Source organism: Vibrio sp. 1978, assembly GCF_033344345.1.
This window is the reverse complement of sequence record NZ_JAWPOP010000181.1, coordinates 1-989: the sequence shown is the minus strand read 5'-3', so window position 1 is coordinate 989 and position 989 is coordinate 1. Positions and strand designations below refer to the sequence as shown.

Genomic DNA, 989 nt, shown 5'->3' with positions numbered 1-989 from the left:
TCGTTGTTGTAAAAAAGGCTTCCCGAGGGAAGCCTTTTTTGATCGTGCTGATGGTTGCGAGCAGCGCTAAGTATTACGGTATTTGGAGTAACACAGAGACATGATTACGCCAAAGCAGATGCCCTGTGTCAGCATGGCCGTTCCGCCGTAACTAAAAAATGGAAGCGGGCTTCCCATCACTGGCAACAATCCACTCACCATTCCAGTATTAATAAAGGCGTAGAGGAAGAAGCTCATCGCCAAGGTGCCACTGACTAAGCGACTAAAAAAGTGCTCAGATTGGCATGCTAGCAACATCACCCGTGCTGTAATAAATAGGTATAGCGTCAGCAATACCACACAGCCAATGAACCCCCATTCCTCCGCATAGGTTGAAAAGATAAAGTCGGTATGACTTTCTGGAATAAAGCCCAGTGTTCCTTGTGTGGCATTCATCCAACCTTTGCCTTTCATACCGCCTGAACCAATCGCAATCAGCGACTGAATGATTTGGTAACCAGAGCCAAGTGGGTCAGATTCTGGATTGAACAGAGTACGAACGCGAACCTTTTGGTATTCGCGCATCAAGAAGAACCACAAAATTGGTATGAAACCACCTAAGGCAATGGCAGCCGCTGCGATGATCTTCCAACTGATGCCTGCTAGGAAAATAACGAAAATACCTGAAGCCGCAATCAGAATCGATGTTCCCAAATCTGGTTGTTTCGCGATAAGAATCGTTGGTAAGCACACCATGATTAGCGCAACAATCAGCGTTCGGAATGTTGGTGGTAATGGTTGGCGACCGATATAGCGCGCAACCATCAACGGTACCGCAAGTTTGAGTAATTCGGACGGTTGGAATCGAACAAAGCCTAGGTTGAGCCAGCGTTGCGCACCTTTCGAGGCCTCACCAAAGAACAGTACGCCAAATAGTAAAACTACACCGGCAACAAACATTAGTGGCGCCAGGCTTTCATACGTTCGTGGAGAAAGTTGAGCCAGAACCA

At 47.3% G+C, this 989-nt stretch carries 1 protein-coding gene; it reads right to left on the bottom strand.

The window, feature by feature from the left end:
- Window positions 1-66: 66 nt before the first annotated feature.
- Window positions 67-989: rod shape-determining protein RodA (gene rodA, locus R8N49_RS25350; protein ID WP_318190240.1), on the bottom strand; the 923-nt coding region annotated here is incomplete at its 5' end.